The sequence below is a fragment of the Parasutterella secunda genome (assembly GCF_024733725.1).
In the GTDB taxonomy this organism is placed as follows: domain Bacteria; phylum Pseudomonadota; class Gammaproteobacteria; order Burkholderiales; family Burkholderiaceae_F; genus Aphodousia; species Aphodousia faecalis.
Genome location: NZ_JANRHP010000004.1, coordinates 80379 through 101118 on the forward strand (window position 1 = coordinate 80379; position 20740 = coordinate 101118).

18 protein-coding genes are annotated in these 20740 nt (G+C 48.3%); 17 read left to right on the top strand and 1 reads right to left on the bottom strand.

All coding sequences use genetic code 11. The features are described 5' to 3' along the window. Positions 1–23: 23 nt before the first annotated feature. Positions 24–1292 carry a Zn-dependent hydrolase gene (locus tag NW199_RS05390; protein WP_258333869.1) on the bottom strand — a complete coding sequence of 423 codons (1269 nt, stop codon included), beginning with the start codon at positions 1290–1292 and terminating at the stop codon, positions 24–26. Between the two features lie 309 nt (positions 1293–1601). On the opposite strand from NW199_RS05390, the gene dcuC reads away from it, so the two are divergent. The 17 genes from dcuC to NW199_RS05475 all read left to right on the top strand — a co-directional run bounded on the left by dcuC (position 1602) and on the right by NW199_RS05475 (position 20666). Then, the gene (gene dcuC / locus NW199_RS05395) at positions 1602–2870 is read left to right on the top strand and encodes a C4-dicarboxylate transporter DcuC (protein WP_249091406.1); all 1269 of its coding nucleotides are present in this window, start codon (positions 1602–1604) and stop codon (positions 2868–2870) included. Positions 2871–3000: 130 nt separating this feature from the next. After that, a complete protein-coding gene (locus NW199_RS05400) occupies positions 3001–4275 on the top strand; it encodes an amidohydrolase (RefSeq protein WP_258333870.1) in 1275 nt (424 codons plus the stop codon). A 120-nt stretch (positions 4276–4395) separates the two neighbouring features. Continuing rightward, positions 4396–6870 (top strand): excinuclease ABC subunit UvrA, encoded by a 2475-nt coding sequence (locus NW199_RS05405; protein WP_258333871.1) that lies wholly within the window; start codon positions 4396–4398, stop codon positions 6868–6870. 137 nt (positions 6871–7007) lie between these two features. Further along, positions 7008–7733: a YebC/PmpR family DNA-binding transcriptional regulator gene (locus NW199_RS05410; RefSeq protein WP_022472742.1), complete on the top strand. Its 726-nt coding sequence runs from the start codon at positions 7008–7010 to the stop codon at positions 7731–7733. A gap of 24 nt (positions 7734–7757) precedes the next feature. After that, positions 7758–9035 carry a phosphoribosylamine--glycine ligase gene (gene purD, locus NW199_RS05415; RefSeq protein WP_258333872.1) on the top strand — a complete coding sequence of 426 codons (1278 nt, stop codon included), beginning with the start codon at positions 7758–7760 and terminating at the stop codon, positions 9033–9035. A gap of 18 nt (positions 9036–9053) precedes the next feature. After that, complete coding sequence (gene nadD / locus NW199_RS05420) at positions 9054–9686, top strand: nicotinate (nicotinamide) nucleotide adenylyltransferase (protein ID WP_258333873.1); 633 nt, start codon at positions 9054–9056, stop codon at positions 9684–9686. Between the two features lie 40 nt (positions 9687–9726). After that, positions 9727–10158, top strand: coding sequence for a ribosome silencing factor (gene rsfS, locus NW199_RS05425; RefSeq protein WP_258333874.1), 432 nt, complete (start codon positions 9727–9729; stop codon positions 10156–10158). Between the two features lie 51 nt (positions 10159–10209). Beyond that, positions 10210–10677, top strand: coding sequence for a 23S rRNA (pseudouridine(1915)-N(3))-methyltransferase RlmH (rlmH, locus tag NW199_RS05430; protein WP_258333875.1), 468 nt, complete (start codon positions 10210–10212; stop codon positions 10675–10677). A 10-nt stretch (positions 10678–10687) separates the two neighbouring features. Then, entirely contained in the window at positions 10688–11314 is a 627-nt protein-coding gene (locus NW199_RS05435; RefSeq protein ID WP_258333876.1) for a Maf family protein, read from the top strand. A gap of 38 nt (positions 11315–11352) precedes the next feature. Next, entirely contained in the window at positions 11353–11988 is a 636-nt protein-coding gene (gene gmk / locus NW199_RS05440) for a guanylate kinase (RefSeq protein WP_022472748.1), read from the top strand. 38 nt (positions 11989–12026) lie between these two features. Then, the gene (rpoZ, locus tag NW199_RS05445) at positions 12027–12230 is read left to right on the top strand and encodes a DNA-directed RNA polymerase subunit omega (RefSeq protein WP_258333877.1); all 204 of its coding nucleotides are present in this window, start codon (positions 12027–12029) and stop codon (positions 12228–12230) included. A gap of 133 nt (positions 12231–12363) precedes the next feature. Next, positions 12364–14631, top strand: coding sequence for a RelA/SpoT family protein (locus NW199_RS05450; protein WP_258333878.1), 2268 nt, complete (start codon positions 12364–12366; stop codon positions 14629–14631). 199 nt (positions 14632–14830) lie between these two features. Next, entirely contained in the window at positions 14831–16174 is a 1344-nt protein-coding gene (locus NW199_RS05455; RefSeq protein WP_258333879.1) for a sodium-dependent transporter, read from the top strand. Positions 16175–16247: 73 nt separating this feature from the next. Continuing rightward, a complete protein-coding gene (locus NW199_RS05460; protein WP_258333880.1) occupies positions 16248–17582 on the top strand; it encodes a sodium-dependent transporter in 1335 nt (444 codons plus the stop codon). Between the two features lie 344 nt (positions 17583–17926). Continuing rightward, the gene (locus NW199_RS05465) at positions 17927–18913 is read left to right on the top strand and encodes an ABC transporter substrate-binding protein (RefSeq protein ID WP_258333881.1); all 987 of its coding nucleotides are present in this window, start codon (positions 17927–17929) and stop codon (positions 18911–18913) included. Between the two features lie 64 nt (positions 18914–18977). Continuing rightward, positions 18978–19859, top strand: coding sequence for an ABC transporter permease (locus NW199_RS05470; RefSeq protein WP_258333882.1), 882 nt, complete (start codon positions 18978–18980; stop codon positions 19857–19859). A gap of 18 nt (positions 19860–19877) precedes the next feature. Beyond that, the gene (locus NW199_RS05475) at positions 19878–20666 is read left to right on the top strand and encodes an ABC transporter ATP-binding protein (protein WP_258333883.1); all 789 of its coding nucleotides are present in this window, start codon (positions 19878–19880) and stop codon (positions 20664–20666) included. The last annotated feature ends 74 nt before the right edge of the window (positions 20667–20740 follow it).

Consider the following 20740-nt stretch of genomic DNA (forward strand, 5'->3'; position numbering starts at 1 on the left):
GCCGCACTCCCTTACTTTAGCTCCTATTTTTCATCAAAATGAGACACTGCGGCCCACAAGATGTCTGTACCCTGCATGAAGTCTTCCATCTTCATGGCTTCATGAGGATTATGAGAACCCAGTTGGTTAGCGACAAAAATCATTGCAACCGGTATACCGTTGTTACCCAACACGGCCGAGTCGTGGCCAGCCCCGGAAGCCAAGCGCATACATGGAATTCCCTCAGCCTTGGCGCTCGTTTCCAATCTGTCACTTAATGCTGCATCAACGCCGGAAGGTGCTGTCACCAAAGTGGGATCGTACTCAATCTTGACGCCTCTTTCAGAAGCCACTTCTTCGCCGTATTTTTGCATCAAGTCGTGGAAGCGTTTAACCGTATCTGCACTTAAACTACGAATATCCACCGAGAAGGTCACTTCTCCGGGAATAACGGAAATGGCCGCACTTGAAGCCATTTTCAAGACACCCACGGTAAACACCAAGTCTTCACCTTGAATCAGCCACCGATCCCAGGCTCGGTCAACGCGTTGCATCCAGTCAGTAAAGGCCATCAGCGCATCATGTCGATAAGGTTTATCCGTTGCTCCTGAGTGAGCGGCTTCCCCTAAAATGCGAACAGCCTTGTGTCGAATGTTGCCTCGAATACCCGTCACAATACCGGCACGGGCTTCTTTTTGAGCGTCCAGGGTCGGGCCTTGTTCAATATGCAGTTCCACAAACGCCGCAATACGATCAATATCAACCAATGGTTTTCCACCGGAAACAGCTTCCGTATCAATACCGCAAGATTGCATCGCTTCGGCCAATGTGCAGGAACCGTCGCGAATCTTTAAAGCGAGATCTTTGGCAGTCAGTTTGCCCAACATACCCAAAGAACCCATATAGGCTTTACCGAAGAAGGAACTCTCTTCACCGCGCATCATCAAAACGGTGTAGTCACGAACAGGCTGAAACCTCGTTTGTCTCATCCACCATGCCACTGTCAGAGCCGCTGTTACACCGGCCAAACCGTCATAGTTTCCGCCTTGCGGAACGCTGTCGACGTGAGAACCGGCGACAAAAGCCGGCAAGGAACGATCTTTACCCGGCAGAGTCATCCACACGTTACCCGCTTGATCCGGGGTAATTTCCAACTGTAAAGACTGACCAATCTTCGTTAAATAATCGAGAACTTCAGTTTCTTTGGCTGAAAAAGCCTGACGCGTAACACCTTGGACGTCCGCACTCATAGCACGAATATCGTCAAAGATTTTTTTAGCGAATTCCAATCCTTTTTGTTGCAACTCTGACATAGCGAATCTCCAAGAAAGAAAACAAACAGTCTAATTGTAGGGATTTTACGAATCGAAAAACAATCTTAAATTTACATTAAGTCATTTAATATCAATCAATTAGAAGATCTGCCCTAATCATGCCATCATCCTTTGTTGTTCTGAATCAAACAAGTCTGCAAATTTACAAACTTCTGCACAGAAAGCGCTTCGTTACAGGGATTTCCCTGTGGGCAGAATCGCGAAAGTGTAGGATACTTAACGCAGTGAGAAAACCGCCGTTAAGAGCGGCACTTTCTCGTGTTTTTAACCTTTTACAGGGAATTTCTCATGTCGTTGCTTGAATGGTTGGCAATTGCCGTTACGATTTTGACGGTGTATGCCTTGATCAAACGATTGGAAACGCGTCTCGTGCTCTTTACGGCCGGTTTCGTGCTCTGCTTGGTATCCATGGATCCGTTGAGTGCGTTGAATTCGTTTGCTAAGTCCATGACCAATAACTCCTTGGTGATGGCAATCTGTTCGTCAATGGGTTTTGCATTCATTGCAAATTACACCCAATGTGACCGCAGTCTCGTTCACTATTTGGCCGCTCCGATCCGCGGTTTGGGCGTCTTCTTGATCCCGATCTGCACGGCTGTGACCTTCTTCATTAACATCGCTATTCCGTCTGCAGCCGGTTGTGCTGCTGCCGTGGGTTCTACGTTGATCCCTGTGATGTTGCGTGCCGGTATCAAACCCGCCGCTGCCGCTGCTGCAGTGATGGGTGGTACGATCGGTTCTTATCTCTCTCCGGGTACGTCCCACAACCCGTTCGTTGCTGAAATGGCTGGCATCGACGTGATGGATTTCATCGCCTTCCACGCTATGTGGTCCATTCTTTGCGGTGTGATCTTAGTCGTTGGTTTGCTCGTTGTCTGCATGTTCTTGGGCGACCACAAGGGTGAAAAGGTTGACGTTGAAGCTCAAAAAAACGACAACTTCAAGCCTAATCCCATTAAGGCTATCATGCCGCTCGTTCCGATCACGATCCTCGTTGTCGGTAACGTTTGGTTGCCTGTGATCAAGATGGGTGTGGCCCAAGCCATGGTCTTGGGTGCTGTTATCACCTTATTGGTTGGTTTTGCCTTTGACCGCACGAACCCGCAAGAATTCTCCAAGCAATTCTTCAATGGTATGGGTAAGGGTTACGCTGACGTGATGGGTATCATCATCGCCGCTGGTGTGTTCGCAGCTGGCTTGCGTGCTACCGGTTTGATCGATACGTTCGTTGACGTCTTGAAGCACTCCAATGACATCGCTCGTTGGGGCGGTTCCCTCGGTCCGTGGATCATGGGTACCATCACCGGTTCTGGCGACGCTGCTACCATGGCCTTTAACGAAGCTGTGACGCCGCACGCTCCTGAATTCGGAATGGAAATTAAAGCTTTGGGTGCCTTGGCCTTCTTGACCGGTGCATTGGGTCGTACGATGAGCCCGATCGCTGGCGCTATGGTTGTTGTGGCCGGTATCGCTATGGCTAACCCGATGGACGTTGCAAAGCGTACAGCTCTGCCTTGCACGGTCGCTGTGTTCGTTTTGGCATTGTTCATGGTCTAGTCCGAACTAGTCGAACTTAACTAAACGCAAAAGAGGGGAAGATTCAAATCTTCCCCTCTTTTTTCAGGACTACAATTTTTCTTATCAGAGAGCGTGAACTCTCTGTCGCAGTTCAAATTGGAGAAAAACTATGACTCAATGTGCTTATCACGATCAACTGATCAGTATCCGCCGTGAACTCCACCAATTTCCCGAAGAAGGTTGGACGGAGTTCTGTACAACGGCTTTTATTGTCCAACACTTACGCGAATTAGGCTATGAAGTGTTGATGGGAGAAAAGGTTATCTCTCGTAAGGATTGTTTGGGACGTGATCCTAAACTTGTTGCTCAGGCCATTGAAACAGCGAAAGCTCGCGGCGTAAGCCAAGAATTGCTCGATGAAATGCAGGAATTAACAGGCTGCGTTGCCGTATTGGATACGGGGCGTCCCGGTCCAACAGTTGCCTTACGCTTTGATATTGACTGCAATAACGTCACAGAAAATCCCTCTGACGAACATCGCGCTAGCAAGGAAGGCTGGGCCTCTAAGCGTCCTGGATTAATGCACGCTTGCGGTCATGACTCTCACATCTCCACTGGCTTGGCTATTGCTCGTTGGGCCATGGAACATAAAAACCAGTTAAACGGAAAGCTTAAAATCGTGTTCCAACCGGCAGAAGAAGGCGTACGCGGGGCCGCCGCCGTTGCCGCTAGCGGCATTGTGGACGATTGCGACTACTTCCTCTCTAGCCACATCGCCATGATGGCTAAGTCTGGTGAAATCATTACAAGCCCTGTCGGATTCCTCTGCACAACCAAATACGACATCTCCTTTAAGGGCCGTCCTGCACACGCCGGTATTGAACCGAATGCCGGACGAAATGCACTGGCCGCTGCATGCCACTGTGTCACACAACTTCTCGGCATTCCGCGTCACGGCGCCGGCATGACACGTGTGAATGTTGGCAAGATTACCGCCGGAGAAGGCCGCAACGTTATTCCTGTTAACGCAAAACTTGTCATGGAAGTTCGTGGTGAAACCGGTGAAATTAACCAATTTATGGCAAGCGAAACCAAAAACATTGTTGAAGGCGTTGCCAAGAGCTTCTCTGTTGAGTACCACATCGAAAAAATGGGTGAAGCCGTTGACCTCTTTAATGATAAGGAATTGGTCGATATGCTCGATGACGTCTGCGCTCATACTGAAGGCGTTAATAAGGTGCTGCACGAAGTCAATTTCGGAGGCTCCGAAGACGCTACTATTTTGGCTCGCCGCGTGCAGGCTCACGGCGGCAAGGCTGCTTACTTTGTGTTAGGTTCCGATCGTACGGGCGGCCATCACACTTCGGACTTTGACATTGACGAAAATTCTTTGGACATCGGTGTCAATATCTACTCTCAAATGCTTACGCGCTTGATGAAGTAGCGCCGACTGATCGGTAAGGTCTTACTAGCCCGCAACGCGTTTGGTGTTGCGGGCTTTTTTTGAAATATTGGCAAGTGTTGATCGGCATGGCGATAATGAAGTCTGAGGAGAATTGGCAAAATGGTTGATTGCATCAAAGTTCGCGGCGCTCGAGTTCACAATTTAAAAAATATTGATGTCGATATTCCACTCAACAAAATTGTGGGTATTGCTGGTGTATCAGGCTCCGGGAAATCGTCTCTTGCACTGGGAGTCTTGTATTCAGAGGGATCCAGACGGTATTTGGAGGCTCTTTCAACCTATACAAGAAGGCGTATGACCCAGGCTGCCAAAGCTCAGGTTGACGAGGTGCTCTATATCCCTGCCTCTCTTGCGCTTCATCAAAGACCAGCAGTTCCAGGAATCAGGAGTACATTTGGAACAGGCTCCGAGTTGCTCAACAGTCTGCGTTTAATGTTTTCTCGTTTAGCCCACCACCGCTGCCCCAACGGTCACTATGTTGCTCCGTCCTTAGCAGTTGCTGCAGGAGAAAAACTTCATTGTCCGATTTGTGGAGCTGATTTTTTTGCCCCATCAGCCGAAGAGCTCGCTTTCAATAGCCTCGGAGCTTGTCGAACCTGTTCTGGAACGGGCATTGTACAAACTGTCGATCGTTCAACGCTTGTGCCCGATGAAACGCTCAGCATCGATCAGGGGGCTGTCGCTCCATGGAATTCACTCATGTGGTCCCTTATGACCGATGTCTGTCGGGCAATGGGTGTTAGGACAGATATTCCTTTTAAAGATTTAACCGATAAAGAAAAAGACATTGTCTATAACGGTCCGGCCATTAAAAAACATATCCTTTATAAATCGAAAACCACTCAACAAGCCGGAGAATTGGATTTTACGTATTACAACGCAGTCTATACGGTCGAAAACGCCCTGGCTAAAGTCAAAGACGAAAAGGGAATGAAACGCGTTGAGAAATTCCTTAAACAAAGTGTTTGTCCGGATTGCCACGGCTCGCGCATAAACGAGATGGCAAGAGCTCCCAAACTCAAAGGGCTGTCCTTAGATGAAGCCTGCCACATGACACTTTCGCAATTGAGTGAATGGGTTAAGGACATTCCGTATTCATTACCTGAACCGATGCGTCCCATGGCGCTCAGTATCATTGAGTCATTTCAAAATGTCGCCAAACGCTTACTTGATTTGGGATTAGGTTATCTGTCTCTTGACCGTGCCTCCAGTACTTTATCGACTGGAGAACGGCAACGAATGCAATTGGCTCGTGCCGTCAGAAACCGTACGACCGGTGTTTTGTACGTTCTTGACGAACCCTCGATCGGCTTACACCCAAGCAATATCACCGGACTTATTGGCGTGATGCGGGATTTAATCGCTGATGGCAATTCCGTTGTTTTGGTTGATCACGATACGCAGATCCTGAAGTCTGCCGACTGGTTAATTGAAATGGGGCCAACGGCAGGGGCTGACGGCGGGGAAATTATCTCTCAAGGCACCATCGGCGAACTTGCGCGTAATCCGAATTCCCAAATTGGTCCTTTTATCGCCCCTGAGGCCAAACAGCTCATCCGAAAACGGAGCTCGAAAGAAAATCTTTTTGATTTAGGAACGATTGATCTTCAAACGAAGAGCATTCACACCGTCAAACCTCTTCGAGTCAAAATCCCAAAGGGAAAGTTAACCGTTGTCACCGGGGTCTCGGGCTCTGGGAAAACCACCTTGGTTTTGGAAAGTCTCATCCCCGCTTTAAATGCTGCTGTTAACCGAGAAAAGCTGCCTCAACACATAAAAAGTATCTCTGCCCCTGGTATTACGAATATCAAACTGATTGACGCTACGCCTATTGGTATCAACATTCGATCAACCGTGGCCACCTATGCCAACGTACACGATGAGTTGAGGAAAATTTATGCAAAAATGCCTGCGGCAAAAGATGCGCAGCTAAAAGCCGGCGACTTCTCATACAACACCGGCAAATTGCGTTGTCCTCTGTGTGACGGTACGGGTGTCATCAGTCTCGATGTCCAGTTTCTACCGGACGTTGAGATACCTTGTCCAGACTGCAAAGGCAGCCGTTACAGTGATGAAGCAAAGAAAATTCGCTCAGAAAATCATTTCAAAGGGCATTCTTTGCCCGAATTGATGTCGATGGACATTAACCATGTTTTAAAAATCGTTAGCCAAGAAAAAATCATTTCTCAGCGCCTGCAGATACTACAAAACTTAGGGTTAGGCTATTTGACATTAGGAGAAGAAACGCCGAGTCTATCAGGAGGAGAGGCTCAGCGGCTGAAATTAGCAAGCGAGATGGGTAAGCCCCAATCACAAACCGTTTTCGTGTTTGATGAGCCCACCATTGGCCTGCACCCTTTAGACGTACAGGTTTTAATGAAAGTTTTTGATCAACTGATTAATAACCAGGCCACTGTTATTGTTATCGAGCATGATCTCGACATTATCCGCAATGCAGATTATCTGATTGATATGGGGCCCGGCGGAGGAGACGCTGGCGGACGCATCGTTGCAATGGGAACGCCTGACGATATTCGAAAAAACCCCAACAGCGTGACTGGCCGTTTTCTGTGAAGAAAAAAACTACAAATCAAAGAGATAGTTTTGCAGACAAAGAAGCGTATGACGAGTAAAATATTTAAGCTTTACATCTGCCTGCCACAGGGGCAGGCTTGTTAACCTGATTGATTGTTTTTGAAAGGAAATTTTCCATGTCCGGACACTCTAAATGGGCAAATATTCAACACCGTAAAGGCCGTCAAGACGCCAAGCGCTCCAACTTGTGGACTAAACTGGTCCGCGAAATCATGGTTGCCGCGCGCAACGGCGCTGACCCCGACAGCAACTCCCGTCTGCGTCTTGCTCTTTTAAAGGCCCGTGCCGGCAATGTGCCCAAGGACACCATTAAAAACGCCATCTTGAAGGGCTCCGGCCAGTTGGAAGGCGTGAAATTTGAAGAAGCCCGCTACGAAGGTTACGGCGTGGGCGGCGCGGCTTTGATCATTGATGCCGCAACAGATAACCGCACCCGTACGGTAGCTGATGTCCGCCACATCCTGAGTAAAAATGGCGGCAACCTCGGCGCAGAAGGTTCTGTTTCCTTCATGTTTAAACACTGCGGTCAATTCCTCTTCGCTCCGGGCACTGCCACTGAAGATGAAGTGATGACCGTTGCGCTTGACGCCGGAGCCGATGACGTTATCGTTGATGAAGAAGGCGGCATTGAAGTGGTTTGTGATCCCCAAGCTTTCGAAGCCGTTAACGATGCTTTCGAAAAAGCCGGGATGAAGCCTGAAATGGCTGAAGTCACAATGAAGGCTTTAAATGAAACGTCTTTAAGCGGCGAAGATGCCGAACGTATGCAACGTTTGATTGATGCTTTGGAAGACTTGGACGACGTTCAACAAGTCTATACAACTGCTGTTTTTGAAGACTAAAACTTCCCCTTTGGAGGAGCTCCCATGAAGATTCTCGTTGTCGGTAGTGGCGGTCGCGAACACGCGATTGCTTGGCGTTTGGCTCAAGACGACCGTGTAGAAACGGTTTATGTGGCCCCTGGTAATGCTGGTACGGCTTTAACGAAAAAGCTGATCAATGTACCAGAATCCGACATTGCTCGTTTGGCAGACTTTGTCAAAACCAATGACGTGCGCTTCACGGTGGTTGGTCCGGAAGCTCCTCTGGCGGCGGGGATTGTCGATTATTTCCGAGCCAATGGCTTGAAGATTTTCGGGCCGACAAAGGCAGCAGCCCAATTGGAAAGTTCCAAAGATTTCGCTAAAGCATTCATGAAACGTCATGGAGTGCCCACGGCAGACTACGAAACGTTTACCGATGCCGATGCTGCCCATGCCTATGTTGAAAAAAAGGGAGCACCGATCGTAATCAAAGCCGATGGCTTGGCTGCTGGCAAGGGCGTCATTGTCGCCATGGATCTCGCACAAGCCCACGAAGCGATTGACAGCATGCTTGAGGGCAACGCTTTCGGAGCGGCTGGGGCTCGAGTCGTTATCGAAGATTTCTTAAAGGGCGAAGAAGCCAGTTTTATCGTCATGGTTGACGGTCAGCACATCTTACCGATGGCTTCCAGCCAAGACCACAAACGCTTGCTTGACCACGATATGGGCCCGAATACGGGCGGTATGGGAGCCTATTCCCCCGCGCCGATCGTGACTCCTCAAATTCATGAACAAGTCATGCGGGAAATCATCCGACCGACGGTAGACGGCATGGCTGCCGATGGCATCCCCTTTACCGGATTCCTTTATGCCGGTTTAATGATCGACCGTGACAGTGAAGGCAACAGTGTCGTAAAGACCCTCGAATTTAACTGCCGTATGGGTGATCCTGAAACTCAACCCATCATGAGTCGTCTCACATCGTCCTTCGTTGACCTAATCGAAGCAGCTATCGACGGTCGTTTGGACACCGTTGAAGCTCAATGGGATAACCGGGTGGCTTTAGGTGTTGTCTGTGCCGCCAAGGGTTACCCGGAAAAGCCAGAAAAAGGCGCCCAGATCACCATGCTTCCTGCCGATGGCGACAGCCTTCATATTTTCCATGCCGGCACGAAAAAGCAAGATGGATTGACCGTTGTTTCCGGCGGCCGCGTCCTTTGCGTCGTTGGGTTGGGACTGACCGTCAAGGAAGCCGCTCGCGTGGCCTATGATGGCGTTAAAAAAGTCCATTTTGACGGAATGCAATATCGCTCCGATATCGGTTATCGGGCAATGAAGTAACGTTTCAATGGCGGGAAAGTGTTCCTTTCCCGCTTTTTCTTTATGCGGCTAGGTTTTTTCGGCGGAACCTTTAATCCTGTTCATGAAGGTCACTTGGCTTTGGCCAATGAGGCTTTTCGAACACTTCATCTTGACCACCTTTGCTGGTTGCCTGCCAACCCCTGGCAAAAGGAGAGTCGCGACTTGATGCCTTCTGAAACCAGAGTCCGGCTACTTCGCCTTGCCCTGACTGACCGCGCCGGGATGTCTGTGGATACCAGAGAATTGGATCGAAAAACACTTTCTTATTCCATTGACACCGTGCGAGAATTGGCTGCTGAATACCCCGATGATGAGCGCTTCTACCTGATAGGTTCAGATCAATGGAGTAACTTTCATACGTGGAAAGATTGGCAAAAAATTTTTGACTATGTCTCTTTGGTTGTTTTCAACCGAAATGGAAAAACTGCCCACGCTGCAGAAGAAGTGGCCCGTTTTATAGAAGATCAAAAAATATCTGTCACAATGCTCCCCATGCCGGCACTTGATATTGATTCAAGTCGAATTCGCCAACTCATCGATCACCATGATTGGTTTAATCCCTTTTTAAAAACCGCATTGCCTGAAAAAGTATTTCAATTCCTCTACTTAAATGAGAAAACGAAAGACTGATACAATTTCTTCTATCAGTTAAACCAATTTGAGATTTTTTATGGACATTCGTAAATTACAACGCGTTATTGTCAATGCGCTTGATGATGTCAAGGCGCAGGATATCGTTGTCTACAACACAAAACACCTCACCTCTGAATTTGAACGAGTAATCATCGCAACCGGTTCTTCAAACCGTCAGACCCGTGCGTTAGGTTATAACGTAAGCCATGAAGTCAAAGAAGCGGGCGGTGAAGTCATTGGGATGGAAGGAACCGATACCGGTGAATGGGTGCTGGTCGATTGCGGTCAAGCCATTGTGCATATCTTGCAGCCGGCCATGCGCGAGTACTACAACCTCGAAGAGGTTTGGGGCGGCAAAAAGGTTAACGTTAAACTGAATTCTGAAAAGAAGGAAAAAGACGACGAAAAACCGGCTACTGCTCGCAGACGAGTTGTGCGCGGAAAGACCATTAAAATCGTCGAAGACTAACACGCATTATTAGGTAGCAGGCTGCGTGGGCAGCCTGCTCTTTTTTGTATCATGAAAATCACCATCGTCGCTGTCGGACTGCGTCAACCCGCTTGGGCGGATAGCGCTGTTGAAGATTATCTCGGACGCTTCCCAAAAGACTGGGTTGTAAGCGTAAAAGCCGTCAAACCCGAACTGCGTTCCGGTCAAAGCACCGCCAATATCATGAAAACCGAAGCTGAACGCATCCGCGCGGCCATTCCTCACAATAGTCTGATCATCGCAATGGACGAACACGGCAAGGATCTGACAACTGTTGACTTCGCAAAGAAAATCCGAACCTGGAGAGATGCAGGCGAGTCGCTTTGTTTTCTCATTGGAGGCGCAGATGGTCTCGATCCGGAACTCAAAGCCCAAGCTCGAATGCTCATGAGACTGTCATCCATGACTCTGCCTCACGCGATGGCGCGAGTGATGTTGGCCGAACAAATTTATCGCGCCTTCAGCATCCTAACAAACCACCCCTACCACAGAGCTTGATACTTTAACCATGTCTGCCAATCTCTCCCTGTATCTGGCCTCGAAAAGTCCCAGACGAAAAGAAATTTTAGAGCAGCTCGGCTTTAACCCTATTGTTATAGCCAGCAATGACCATACCCTACGCAATTTTCAAGGCGACGAGGTACAACTGCCCGGAGAATCTCCGGAAGATTACGTTGTACGAATAGCCCGTGAAAAGGCTTTGATCGCCTTTGAAAAAATCCGTCGCGAAAACCGACCTATGCTGCCGCTTTTGTCGGCCGATACAACCGTTATTGTTGATCGGGATATCTTAGGCAAACCCGATAATGAACAAGAGGCCTACTCGTTTCTGGAACGTCTTTCCGGACGTGTACATGAAGTCCGCACGGCCATCTGTGTCGGAACCAGTGAAAACAATCTCAAGCAAGCTGTCAGCATCTCTGAAGTGCGCTTTAAGACCCTCAGTCACGAGGAGATTTCCGCTTACGTTCAAACCGCTCAACCCTATGACAAAGCGGGTGGCTACGGTATTCAAGGACTAGCCGGAGCGTTTATCTCGGAAATAAAAGGTTCCTACAGCGGCATTATGGGATTGCCGGTTTTCGAAACCTGTGAACTCTTAAAATCATTCGGACTTGATCTTTTTAAGCGGTAAGTTCGCTAGAATTATTAGATTAACCCAAGAGGCCACTTATGCTAGATCAAAAAGCCGGTCGTTTGTTTTTAGTCACCGCTCCTTCTGGAGCCGGAAAATCATCGCTTGTCGCAGCGCTTTTGAAAGCTGACCCGACAGTTCACTTGTCTATTTCACACACAACGCGAGCGCCACGTCCCGGAGAGGAAAACGGCAGAGAATATCACTTTGTGTCTGTGGAAGCTTTCGAAAAACTCAAAGAGGACAATGCATTTCTGGAATGGGCCTATGTTCATGGTAACTACTACGGAACCTCAAAGAAATGGATTGCCGAAGAGCTTGAAAAAGGGCACGATGTATTGCTAGAGATCGATTGGCAAGGGGCGCTGCAAGTTAAGCGGCTTTTTCCGGATGTTGTCGGTATTTTTATTTTGCCGCCTTCGGTTGACGCACTCCGAGCTCGCCTGAATAAAAGAGGAACGGATTCCGATGAGGTCATCGCCAGACGTTTGGCAGGGGCCGGTGCCGAAATGGTGCATGCGGGAGAGTTCGACTACGTTATAATTAACGATGATTTTGATCGTGCAACGGGTGACTTGATCGCTATTGTGCGTGCATCGCGTTTAAGTTTTAAGACTCAGGCGGTGCGGGAACGTGAAACGTTCAAACATTTGGGTATTCCGCTTTTAAATTAAGTGGAATACTTGGTTATTTTCTTTTTATTGAAAAAAATATGGCTCGTGTAACTGTTGAAGATTGCTTGAAAAAGATCACCAATCGTTTTGAATTGGTTTTAGCCGCTGCTCAGCGTGCTCGCCAATTGTCCTCCGGTGCGGTTGCCCGCGTGGATGCAAAGGATAAACCCACGGTACTCGCCTTGCGTGAGATTGCCGCCGGTGAAATCTCCAAGGATGAAATGTTCAAGCGCATTTCTTAATCCAAGAAAAAAGCGAAGTAAAGGTTAGAGCCTGACTTCGCTTTTTTGTTTTCTAAACTTCTGCTTACCGCGTTTAACTAATTATTGAAGTACGAATGCAAGCAGAGGCGAGTCAATAAAAAAGAGGTGCTGTATGGTACCGAAATACTTACAAACCGGCTCAACCGATATTCTCGCCTCGATTCGTCAGTCCGTTTTAAGGGGCGAATCGAACTCTTCTCCGTCGCCCGCTCACAAAGAAGAGCAAACAGAGCTTCCGCTTGTCACAACGACAAAAAAAGCCGGCATTGCCACGGCGGCCTCCCTCATCGAACTGTGTTCAAAGTACATGAGTCCGTCGGATCTGGAAAAAATCAAAGAAGCTTACCGATATGCCGATGACGCCCACCTGGGTCAATTCCGAAAGTCGGGCGAACCTTACATCACTCACCCGATCTCGGTCGCTTGTATTCTTGCCGAATGGCATTTGGACTGCGCGGCCATTCAGGCCGGTTTGATGCACGATGTTCTCGAAGACACTGGTCACTCAAAAAATGAAATGGCTAAAAAATTCGGCACGGTTACGGCCGAAATTGTTGATGGTGTCTCAAAACTCGATAAGCTTAAGTTTTCATCCAATGAAATTGCTCAGGCCGAAAGCTTTAAGAAAATGCTCTTGGCTATGAGCAAAGACGTGCGCGTTATTCTGGTTAAACTGGCTGACCGTCTGCACAATCTCAGAACCCTAGGAGTCATGCGCCCGGAAAAACGCCGTCGCATTGCCAAGGAAACGCTCGACATCTATGTTCCGATGGCCCATCATTTGGGCATCAATCACGCTTTTCGTGAATTGCAGGAGTTGTGCCTGCAAAACTATTATCCCCGTCGCTATGAAGTTCTCTATAAAGAGCTGATTGCCGCTCGTAAGAATCGTCGGCCCGCCTTGGAAGAAATTCTGAATGACACCAAGCGCATGTTGGAGCGCGCCAACATCAAAGGCCGCGTTTTAGGGCGAGAAAAAACGTGCTACGGAATTTACAACCAGATGCGCATCAAAAAGCTTTCCTTCTCGGAAGTTTTTGATATCTACGGTTTCAGAGTCATCGTGAGTACCCGTGAAGATTGTTATCGGACATTGGGTGCTTTACACATGATGTACAAGCCTGTTCAGTCACGCTTTAAGGACTTTATTGCCATTCCGAAAAGTAATGGATACCAAGGTTTGCACACCACCGTGATCGGCCCTCAGGGTACGCCGGTTGAATTTCAGATCCGCACCGAGAAGATGAATGACATCGCCGAGCAAGGGATCCTCACTCACTGGCTCAACCGCGGTAGCGAAAGCGATATCCAGACGCTCACCCACGCTTGGTTGCAGTCTCTGTTGGATTTGCAGCAAAAGTCTTCCGACACAAGCGAGTTTTACGAAAATATTAAAGCCGATCTTTTCCCCGATCGCATTTATGTATTCACTCCGAAAGGCAAAATTATCTCTTTGCCGCAAGACTGCACACCGATTGACTTTGCCTACCAGATTCACTCGGACGTGGGCAGTCATGTTCGCGAGTGCCGAATTAACGGTCAAGTAAGAGATATCGATACAAAATTGTCCAATGGTGACATGGTGGAAATCGCAACAAGCTCGCTTTCTCACCCGGATCCCCGTTGGCTCGGATTTGTCCGAAGCGGCAAAGCTCGCGCAGAAGTCCGTCAATACCTTCGTTCACTGGATTTTGACAGTGCTGTCAAGATTGGACGCAAAGTCCTTGAAGAAGAGGCCGAAGCTGCCCATTTTTCTCTTGACAGTGTTTCCGATGAGATTTGGAACACTGTGATGAAAGAGCACGATGTTGACTCTCGCGCATCGCTCTATTCCCTTGTGGGCTCCGGCAAAGCCAGTTTCGTTGTCGTGCTGCACCGTCTGCAAGCCCTGTCCGATGAGGAACGAGAACCGGCTAAAACTGAAGATGGTATCGAAGTCATGGTTAACGGCAAACGGCAAAGCGCTCAAATTGCTCGATGCTGTCATCCGGTCTGGGGCGATGACATTTGTGCGTTTGAACGCGCCGGACACGGCATCACGGTTCACCGGGCCTCCTGTATTCATGCTCAACAAGGCCGCAACAATAACGCGGAACGTTGGGAAGAGGCCTCTTGGACTGAAGCGACTAACCACCACTTCACGGTACCGATTGATATTAAAGTCAACGATATTCGCCCGGCCATCTTGCAGGCCACGCAAGCCGTTGCACAAGAAGGCTCGTCTATTGTCGGGATGAATATTCCGGACGACTTAAATGATCCTGAATTGCAACTTCTTGTTCAGGTAGACAATCGTATTCAACTGATGCGTGTGATGCGAAGCCTACGACAGGTCAGCAATGTCAAAGACGTTAAACGTCGTTTTGAATCCTCCTTCTAATCATTTCAAGGGCGATGGACGTAAACGTTCATCGCCTTTTTCTGACCAATCCTATCCGTTGCTTTTCGTTGAACTGAAAACAAAATCAGTCTAGTAAAAAGCGCCTAGATGAAATTCGTTTTCATTTGACCACTCCACTAAAATGGGTGATCTGCAATCATTCCCTCAGAAATCAGATTGAGAAAAAAAAGGAAAAACGATGGCATCTGACAACAGCATTGCTGACACCGTTTGGAGTTCCCGTCTCGGGTTCATTCTTGCCTCTGCCAGTTCCGCCATTGGCTTAGGCGCCATATGGAAATTCCCTTTTTGGGCCGGCACTAACGGCGGAGCTGCTTTTATTGTCCCCTTTTTAGTTTTCACCTTTACGATCGGCATCGTTTTGGTCATGGCCGAATGTGCCATGGGGCGAGCAGGCAGAGGTTCTGCCGTTCATGCGTTAAAGAAAGTAGGCGGTCCCTTTTTTGGCATTGTCGGCGGTATCGCTGTCTTAAATGCCTACATTATTTTGACCTATTACTCCGTCATCGGCGGTTGGTGCGTTTCCTATTTGTTTGATTCTTTTGCCGGCAATGTTGTCAATGGTGACCCGAAAATTCTCTCTGATCATTTCAAAGCATTGGTAGGCAACGGAACGGTAAACGTTTTTTTCATGTTCCTATACCTAACGGCGACTTGTGCAGTAGTCGCCTTAGGGGTTGAAAAAGGTATTGAAAAAATTGCTAAATACCTTATGCCACTTTTGTTTATCCTGATGATTTTCATCATCATCCGATCCTTAATGATGCCAGGCTCTTGGGAGGGCATGCAGTTCCTATTTTCGTTTAACTGGGAACAAGTCAGCGGAGCCACGATCCTAAACGCCATGGGATTTACCTTCTTTTCGCTGTCTCTGGGCGCGGGCATCATGGTGACTTACGGTTCCTACCTGAGTTCTCATACTGACATCCCGGGCTCTTCCGTATGGGTAGCGTTTTTATCCACCCAAGCCGCGCTTTTAGCTGGTGTCATGATTATTCCCGCGGTTTTTGCCTTCGGCATGGATCCGGCCGCCGGAACCGGTTTGGTATTTATCACGATTCCGATGATTTTTGAGCATATGCCAATGGCTGATGTGCTGGCGGCCGCTTTTTATGTCTGCCTCTTCATTGCAGCTATTACAAGCTCCGTGTCCTTGCTGGAAGTTGTTGTTGCTTACCTTATCAACGAATGGGGCATGCGCAGGCGGGCGGCAACGGCGTTATGCTGGATCACACTTTTCATTTTTGCAAGCCTTCAAGCGCTTTCATTTAGCTCTTTCGCATGGGTTGAAATCAACGGAATGTCTCTTTTTGACTTCTCCGACTACGTCTGCTCCAACATTCTGATGCCGCTCGGTGGTCTCAGTATTGCAGCCTTAGCCGGATGGAAGGCTTGGCCCGTTATGAAGCAACAAATGCTTGCCATTCGTCATCATTCGGTTCTGACAATCGGCTGGATACGACTGACGATTTCTTTGTTAGCTCCGGCACTTGTTGTCATTGTTTTGATTTCGGGCATTTAGGCTACAATTTAAGCATCATTCTGAAGCGCCCGAGCCGAGGATGGCCGGGCGCGTTTTCATAGGTTCATGTGTCATGAGTGATCGTTCTACATGGGGTTCTCGATTAGGTTTTGTGCTTGCAAGTGCCGGAGCGGCCGTAGGGTTGGGGGCAATTTGGAAATTCCCCTATCTCGTAGGCTCTAACGGTGGCTCCGCTTTCTTATTCCCCTTTATTGTGCTGACATTCACAATCGGTCTGGTGCTGCTGATTGCGGAACTGACCGTTGGTCGTGCCGGGGCTGGTTGCATTGTCACGGCTTTCAGAAAATTAGGTGGCAAAAATTGGGGCCGTGCCGGCTATTTGGGCGTCATTACAGGTTTTTTGATTCTTAGCTTTTATTCTGCCATCGGCGGTTGGACAATCGCGTATTTCGTCAACGCTTGTTTAGGCGCTGGACTCGTCGCCGATCAAGCTCAACTGGGGGCTCACTTTGCCTCAATATCGGGTGATCCAGAATTGGCCATCGGTTATCAGGCACTCTTTTTAATTATTACAGCTTGGGTGGTCGCCTATGGTGTGAGTAGCGGTATTGAGCGGCTATCTAAAGTTCTCATGCCACTGTTATTCATTTTGATGTTGATCATTATCGTGCGCTCGCTTTTTTTACCGGGCGCATTCCAAGGCATTGAGTATCTTTTCAGTTGGAATCCTCAAGCCTTCACCTTCGATGCCCTGCTCTCGACCATGGGCTTTACTTTCTTCTCTTTGTGTTTGGGCAGCGGCTGCATGCTTACTTACGGCAGTTATTTGGACAGTAAAGTCGACCTGATTGGCTCGTCCGCTTGGATTGCTTTTTTAACCATCATCAGCTCCTTACTCGGTGCCCTGATGGTTATGCCGGCGGTTTTTGCTTTCGGATTGGATCCTAGTGCAGGTCCCGGTCTGACCTTTGTCACCATGCCGGCTATTTTTGCTCAGATGCCTTTGGGGAATTTCTTTGCCATCACTTTTTATGCCTGCTTATTAGTGGCAGCCATCACCAGTTCCGTTTCAATGCTCGAAATTGATGTAGCCTTCTTGCATGACGAGTGGAAATGGAGCCGTCCTAAAGCCGTGGTTGTCACAACAGTGGGCCTGATGATTGTCGGCTCTTTCAGCGCCCTTTCATTTGGTCCACTCGCAGATACCAAGTGGCTTGGAAAGACGTTTTTTGACTGGATCGATTATTTGACGAGCAACATCAGCTTACCGATTGGCGGCTTAATGATCGCTGTGCTTTCCAGTTGGATCGCATGGTCTCAAATCAAGCCTTTCATTTCTGGGGATAAGTCACATCTGCACAGCGAAACAACCTACTCAATTTTGCGCTGGAGCATCGCTATTTTTGCACCTATCCTCGTCATCACGGTTCTTATTTCTGGAATTTAACTTTGCCTTCATTGGCCGGTGAGAAAAACACTGGCCAATGAAACGCTTCTTTCAACTCTACGGTACCAATTCCGTTTTCAATCTTTATTTTTGTTCCTAGTTTTTCACTCAACAGCCTGATTTTTTCCAAAATAAATAAACATCCCTAGGTCTTTCGTATTCAAAAACAGATTCAGAACACAATCGTGATAACATGACCTGAAGCGGTCACCTTACAAAGGGTGGTAGGCCGCGCCTAACGCCGATTAAATAAAACCGTCGGCTTACCGAAGAAATCGGACTGCGCTCCCTTTACTGTCTGACTATTTTTCGCGCAGGACCGAACCTAAAACAAAGGATAGGCTATGAAAATCAGGAAAGTTGCCCTTGCCGCCGTTATCACGGCAAGTCTTATCGCTTTATCGGGTTGCGGAGAAGAAAAAAGTGCTCCGGCTGACCCGTCAAAAACTTCCACGACCGTGGGTCTTGTTCAGTTAGTTGAACACCCTGCTCTTGATGAAGCCAATCGCGGAATTGTTGATGCCGTTAAAGCTCGCGGATTAAATGTGGAATTTGACCAACAAAACGCTCAAGCTGATCAATCCAACCTCGGCAATATCGCCCAGCGTTTTGTCACTCAAAAATATCCCCTGATTTTTGCCATCGCTACCCCCGCTGCTCAAGTCGTCGCCAATGCTACGGATAAAACGCCGATTGTCGCGACAGCGGTTACTGATTTTGAGGTAGCTAAACTCGTTAAATCTAACCAAAAGCCCGATACGAATGTGACAGGTTCTTCTGATTTGAACCCCGTGGCTGCACAAGTCAAACTGATGCTTGAATTGGTTCCCGATGCCAAGCGTATCGGCACAATCTACAACAGCTCGGAAATTAACTCTCAATTTCAGGCAAAAATTCTAAAAGAAGAGGTCCAAAAGCGTGGCCTTACGTTGGTGGAATTGACTGTTTCCTCCGTGAATGATGTCCAGCAAACAGCCCAGAGCATGCTCGACAAAGTCGATGTCATTTATGTGCCGACTGACAACATTATTGCTTCGGCCATGCCCGTTCTCACCAAAATCACAACGCCTGCCGGTATCGGCATCATCACGGGTGAAGAAGGTATGCTAAAGGGTGGCGGCCTGGCAACGGTCGGCGTGGATTACTACAATCTCGGCCGCATTGCGGGCGATATGGGTGCTGATATATTGCAAGGCAAGGCTCAGCCGCAAAACATGGCCATTCGTTTCCAAACAGAATTTAAGGCCAAAATCAACGCATCCGTAGCAGAAAAACTCGGCGTCAAAATTTCGGACTCTCTCGCGAAGAACGCAGAGTTGGTTCGCTACTAATTCGATTGAATATTTATATCCCCGTTGCTCTTTGTAGAACAGCGGGGTGTTTGACACAGAGAAAATGATTGATATTTTGATACCTACCGTCGCGCAAGGTCTTTTGTGGGCGCTCTTGGCTCTAGGTGTATACATAACCTTTCGCGTTCTTGATATTGCAGATTTGTCGGTTGAAGGAAGCTTTCCGCTCGGAGCTGCCGTTGCAGCGACTGCGCTTGTCAACGGCTATGGCATGCTCATTGCCTTTTTTCTAGCTGCCATCGCGGGAGCACTGGCCGGTATCGTAACGGGCTTTTTCACAACGCGACTGAAAATCCCCGCCCTTTTAGCCGGGATTCTTACCATGATTGGCCTTTACTCCGTCAACCTGCACGTAATGGGGAAGGCCAATGTTGCGCTGCTGCGCGTCGATACCATCTTCTCCTATGCAGAATCTTTCGGAATGAGCGCAACGGTTGCCATGCTGACCGTGGGCGTTGTTGCTGCTGTGTTCATTGGTTGTCTTATGTACTGGTTTTTTGGTACAGAAATTGGCACAGCAATCCGTGCGACAGGGTGCAATTCCCAGATGGCCCGCGCACAGGGTGTCAACACCAATCGAATGATTGTTTTAGGCTTATTAATCAGTAACGCTTTAGTCGCGCTCTCCGGGGCTCTCGTCGCGCAATCCAACGGTTTTGCCGATGTCGGCATGGGTACTGGCACCATCGTTATTGGTTTAGCCTCTGTCATTATTGGGGAAGTGCTTTTCGGGACAAAGAGCTTTAAGAATTGTCTCATCTCCGTTATTTTAGGCTCCATTGTTTACCGCTTAGTCATTGCTGTCGTTTTGCAACTGGGAATGCCACCTAATGATCTGAAACTTTTTACCGCGCTGCTTGTGGCCTTAGCTCTGTCCATGCCTTTAATTCGAGAAAAATGGCTCGAACGCCAACGCCGCGCCTAACACCACCTGGAGAAGTTCATGCTCACGATCGACAATATTCACAAAACATTTTTCCCAGGCAGTGTTAATGAAAAACGCGCTTTGCAGGGTGTTTCTCTAACTCTCCAAGACGGTGATTTTGCCACTGTCATCGGATCAAACGGCGCAGGGAAATCAACGTTATTAAATGCCATCGCTGGCGCTTTTTACATTGATCAGGGGCAAATTCGAATTGATGACACTGATGTCACCCGAATGCCCGAACATGAGCGGGCCCAATATATCGGCCGAGTTTTCCAAGACCCCATGAAAGGCACCGCCAGCAAAATGATGATTGAAGAAAATTTAGCGCTTGCTTCATGGAGAGGGAAAAAACTCGGACTTCGGTGGAGTTTTCAAACACAAAGAACAACTCAATTTAAGGAAGCTCTCAGAGAATTGGGATTGGGCCTGGAAGATCGAATGAGCGCCCATGTTGGCTTGCTTTCCGGAGGTCAAAGACAAGCCCTGACGCTGTTAATGGCAACGCTTGTCAAACCTAGACTTTTGCTGCTCGATGAACATACGGCAGCGCTTGACCCCAAGACGGCAGAAAAAGTACTCCAATTGACAGAACGATTGGTGAAAGCCGACCACCTCACCACACTCATGATCACTCACAATATGCGTGATGCTCTTCGTTTTGGCAACCGCTTGATCATGATGCATCAAGGCCGTGTTGTGGTGGATGTGAAAGAGGAAGAAAAATCAAAGTTAACGGTTCCAGATCTACTGGCCCTTTTTGAAAAGGGTGCCGGTGTCGTAACGGACGAGATGTTATTGTCTTAACTGGGTTCAGAAGCCGAAAAAACAAATGAGTTTTTTCGGCTTTTTCGTAAAAATAGCCTTTTGTACCAAATTTT

What these genes read in the sequence shown, in the direction of transcription:
- NW199_RS05435 (WP_258333876.1), top strand. Translation starts at nt 10,688, where the DNA reads ATGTCTGCCAATCTCTCCCTGTATCTGGCCTCGAAAAGTCCCAGACGA.
- NW199_RS05390 (WP_258333869.1), bottom strand. Translation starts at nt 1,292, where the DNA reads ATGTCAGAGTTGCAACAAAAAGGATTGGAATTCGCTAAAAAAATCTTT.
- NW199_RS05460 (WP_258333880.1), top strand. Translation starts at nt 16,248, where the DNA reads ATGAGTGATCGTTCTACATGGGGTTCTCGATTAGGTTTTGTGCTTGCA.
- NW199_RS05455 (WP_258333879.1), top strand. Translation starts at nt 14,831, where the DNA reads ATGGCATCTGACAACAGCATTGCTGACACCGTTTGGAGTTCCCGTCTC.
- gmk (WP_022472748.1), top strand. Translation starts at nt 11,353, where the DNA reads ATGCTAGATCAAAAAGCCGGTCGTTTGTTTTTAGTCACCGCTCCTTCT.
- NW199_RS05465 (WP_258333881.1), top strand. Translation starts at nt 17,927, where the DNA reads ATGAAAATCAGGAAAGTTGCCCTTGCCGCCGTTATCACGGCAAGTCTT.
- rsfS (WP_258333874.1), top strand. Translation starts at nt 9,727, where the DNA reads ATGGACATTCGTAAATTACAACGCGTTATTGTCAATGCGCTTGATGAT.
- purD (WP_258333872.1), top strand. Translation starts at nt 7,758, where the DNA reads ATGAAGATTCTCGTTGTCGGTAGTGGCGGTCGCGAACACGCGATTGCT.
- NW199_RS05400 (WP_258333870.1), top strand. Translation starts at nt 3,001, where the DNA reads ATGACTCAATGTGCTTATCACGATCAACTGATCAGTATCCGCCGTGAA.
- NW199_RS05450 (WP_258333878.1), top strand. Translation starts at nt 12,364, where the DNA reads ATGGTACCGAAATACTTACAAACCGGCTCAACCGATATTCTCGCCTCG.
- NW199_RS05405 (WP_258333871.1), top strand. Translation starts at nt 4,396, where the DNA reads ATGGTTGATTGCATCAAAGTTCGCGGCGCTCGAGTTCACAATTTAAAA.
- NW199_RS05470 (WP_258333882.1), top strand. Translation starts at nt 18,978, where the DNA reads ATGATTGATATTTTGATACCTACCGTCGCGCAAGGTCTTTTGTGGGCG.
- NW199_RS05410 (WP_022472742.1), top strand. Translation starts at nt 7,008, where the DNA reads ATGTCCGGACACTCTAAATGGGCAAATATTCAACACCGTAAAGGCCGT.
- rlmH (WP_258333875.1), top strand. Translation starts at nt 10,210, where the DNA reads ATGAAAATCACCATCGTCGCTGTCGGACTGCGTCAACCCGCTTGGGCG.
- rpoZ (WP_258333877.1), top strand. Translation starts at nt 12,027, where the DNA reads ATGGCTCGTGTAACTGTTGAAGATTGCTTGAAAAAGATCACCAATCGT.
- NW199_RS05475 (WP_258333883.1), top strand. Translation starts at nt 19,878, where the DNA reads ATGCTCACGATCGACAATATTCACAAAACATTTTTCCCAGGCAGTGTT.
- dcuC (WP_249091406.1), top strand. Translation starts at nt 1,602, where the DNA reads ATGTCGTTGCTTGAATGGTTGGCAATTGCCGTTACGATTTTGACGGTG.